This is a genomic window from Plantibacter sp. H53, from assembly GCF_001650455.1.
Classification (GTDB): Bacteria; Actinomycetota; Actinomycetes; order Actinomycetales; family Microbacteriaceae; genus Plantibacter; species Plantibacter flavus_A.
Genome location: NZ_LWCT01000044.1, coordinates 1 through 3,105 on the forward strand (window position 1 = coordinate 1; position 3,105 = coordinate 3,105).

The 3,105-nt window shown below is 69.5% G+C and carries 3 protein-coding genes; 2 read left to right on the forward strand and 1 reads right to left on the reverse strand.

Translation table 11 applies throughout. The annotated features are described in order from the left end of the window. The coding region (ligD, locus tag A4X17_RS14595; RefSeq protein WP_197479097.1) for a non-homologous end-joining DNA ligase at positions 1-1,390 on the reverse strand (1,390 nt) is incomplete at its 3' end. A 111-nt stretch (positions 1,391-1,501) separates the two neighbouring features. On the opposite strand from ligD, the gene A4X17_RS14600 reads away from it, so the two are divergent. Further along, positions 1,502-2,482 (forward strand): Ku protein, encoded by a 981-nt coding sequence (locus A4X17_RS14600; protein WP_064296403.1) that lies wholly within the window; start codon positions 1,502-1,504, stop codon positions 2,480-2,482. A gap of 32 nt (positions 2,483-2,514) precedes the next feature. Further along, entirely contained in the window at positions 2,515-2,997 is a 483-nt protein-coding gene (locus A4X17_RS14605; RefSeq protein WP_369808465.1) for a VOC family protein, read from the forward strand. Positions 2,998-3,105 lie beyond the last annotated feature (108 nt).

Sequence of the window (3,105 nt, forward strand, 5' to 3'; positions counted from 1 at the left end):
GTCCCGTCCCGCCCGCGGTCCGGATGAGCGCGAACCGCATCGGCCCGCCGAGCGCGCCTCCCGCCCGGCCGTGCAGGGTCCCGATGACCTCGTCGTCGCGCCATTTCTCCAGCTCGTAGGTGCCCGCGTCCCAGATGGTCACCTCACCGGCCCCGTACTCGCCAGCGGGGATCGTCCCCTCGAAACTGCCGTACTCGATGGGGTGGTCCTCCGTGCGCACCGCCAGGTGGTTGCTGCTCGGATCCGTCGGGACCCCCTTCGGCAGGGCCCACGACACCAGCACACCGTCGTGCTCGAGCCGGAAGTCATGGTGCAGTTTCCGCGCGTCGTGTCGCTGGATCACGAACGAGGGCGGTGTCCCGGCAGCGGCAGGCGACGGCGGTCCGTCCGGGACGGGCTCGGGCGTCCGCTCCGCGTCCCGCTTCCGCCGGTACTCCGCGAGCCGGTCCTCGTGTTCCGACGGGCGGATCGTGATCGACGGACGCGGGTCGCCGAGCACCCGCAACGGGTCCTCACCGTCCGCCAGGCGCTCGAGCACCGCAGGGAACTCCAGCTGCACCAGCCCCGGATCGTCGAGCTCCTCCCACCGGCGGGGAGCCGCCACCGTCGGCCGCGACCGACCACGCAACGAGAACGGCGCGATCGTCGTCTTCGACCCGTTGTTCTGACTCCAATCGACGAAGACCTTCCCCGTGCGTCGCTGCTTCGACATCTCGCTCACCACGAGGCCCGGCTCGTCCGCGGCCAGCGCCCGCGCGAGCTCATGCGCCACGAGCGACACCTCCTCGGAACTCTGCCGGCCGTCCAACGCCGCATACAGGTGGATCCCCTTGCTCCCACTCGTGAGCGGGACCGGATCCAGCCCCATGTCCACCAACACCGCCCGCGCCAGGCCCGCGACCCCCGCGCACTCGGCGAGGGACACCCCCTCACCCGGATCGAGGTCGAGGACGAGACGGTCGGGCGGACGGCGCTCGCCGGATCGGTCGAACCGCCACTGCGGCACGTGCAGCTCCAGCGCACCCAACTGCGCCAGCCACGTGAGCGTCGCGAGATCGTCGACGATCGGGTACTCGTTCGTGTGATCGCTGTGCTCGATGGGGAGCCGCTGGACCCAGTCGGGAGCCGCGGTGCCCAGATCCTTCTGGAAGAACCCGGACTCCGGCGCCGCAGCCGTCCCGACGCCGTGCACCCAGCGTTTCCGGGTCACCGGCCGATCGGCGAGGTGCGGGAGGAGGTGTTCGGCGACCGCGGCGTAGTAGGCGAGGACCTCGGCCTTCGTCGTGCCGGTCTCGGGGTACAGCACCTTGTCGAGATGGGTGAGTTGGATCCGGCGTCCGTCGACGTCGACCCACTGCGTCTGCGCGCCGCCACCGCTCGTCCTCGCCATGGCGATCAGCCTGCCGCCCAAGGGCGTCAAGGGCTAGCCCTTGACGATGTTCCGGGTGTCTACTGGTCACCACGACAGCGCGGGCGGATCCGCCGGCGGACGGGAGCGGTCATGCGCGCGATCTGGAAAGGTGCGGTCACCTTCGGTCTGGTGAACGTCCCGGTGAAGGTGTACAGCGCCACGGAGGACCACGACCTGTCGCTGCACCAGGTCCACGACGCCGACGGCGGGCGCATCCGGTACCAGCGCAAGTGCGAGGTCTGCGGCAAGGTCGTCAGCTACGACCACATCGACAAGGCCTACCAGGACGGTGAGCAGACGGTGGTCCTCACCGCCGACGACCTCGCATCGCTCCCCGAGGAACGCAGCCGCGAGATCGAGGTCGTCGAGTTCGTGCCGAGCGACGACCTCGACCCCATCATGTTCGACCGCAGTTACTTCCTCGAACCCGACTCCTCCTCGTCGAAGGCCTACGTCCTCCTCCGGCGGACGCTCGAGGAGACCGACCGCACGGCCATCGTGCGGTTCGCCCTCCGCCAGAAGACGCGTCTCGGCGCCCTCCGGGTGCGCGAGGACGTCATCCTCCTGCAGACGCTGCTCTGGGAGGACGAGGTCCGCGAGGTGCGGTTCCCGGCACTCGAGGAACGCGTCCGCATCTCCGCGAAGGAACTCGAGATGTCGGAGGCGCTCGTCGAGTCGTTCTCGTCGCGCTTCCGCCCGGACGCGTTCGTCGACGAATACCAGGCACAGCTCCGGAAGCTCATCGAGGCGAAACTCGAGCAGGGCGACGCACTCGACACCGCCGCCACCTTCGGCGAGCAGCCCGAACCCGACGACGACACGGGCGCCGAGCCGATCGACCTCATGGAGGTGCTGCAGCGCAGCATCGAACGGCAACGCGGCACGACCGGCGCGAAGACGGCGAGCGGGGCGAAGCGATCCGGCACCGCCAAGCCCGCAGCGACGAGCCGCTCGGCGAAGACCGGTACCACGAAGACCGGCACCGCCAAAACGGGTGCTGCGAAGACCGGCACCGCCAAGACCGCGCCGTCGAAGCCGTCGACCGCGACGAAACGCAAGAAGAGCGCCTGAGCGACGACGCCCGGGCCGAGAGGGAGCACGACATGATGGAGCACCGCATCACCCCGTTCCTCTGGTACGACTCACAGGCCGAGGAGGCGGCGACCTTCTACGTGTCACTGTTCCCCGACTCCCGGATCACCTCGGTGAGCCGCTACCCGGAGGGCGGACCCATGCCGGCCGGCCAGGCGATGGTCGTCGAGTTCGAGCTCGAAGGCCTCCCCGTCAGCGCGATGAACGCCGGGCCCATCTTCTCCTTCACCGAGGCGTTCTCCTTCTCCGTCAGAGCCGACACCCAGGACGAGATCGACCGACTCTGGGACGCCCTCATCGCCGACGGCGGCGCCCCGAGCCAATGCGGCTGGCTCAAGGACCGCTGGGGACTGTCCTGGCAGATCGTGCCCGGCATCCTCACCGAACTGCAGAACGACCCCGACCGGGAACGCGCGGCACGAGCCATGCGATGCATGATGGGGCAGACCAAGCTCGTCATCGCCGAACTCGTCGCCGCAGCGGACGATCGATAGCGGCTCCTCCACAAGCGACCGACCGCCGGGACACCGCCCCTCCGAGACACCGACGCAGTCCACCGTCAGCAGCTCCTGACAGACTTGCCGCATGTCCCACCCCAGCGC

Excerpts from the sequence above, each read along its gene's own strand:
- A4X17_RS14600 (WP_064296403.1), top strand. The coding sequence starts at position 1,502 with ATGCGCGCGATCTGGAAAGGTGCGGTCACCTTCGGTCTGGTGAACGTC.
- A4X17_RS14605 (WP_369808465.1), top strand. The coding sequence starts at position 2,515 with ATGATGGAGCACCGCATCACCCCGTTCCTCTGGTACGACTCACAGGCC.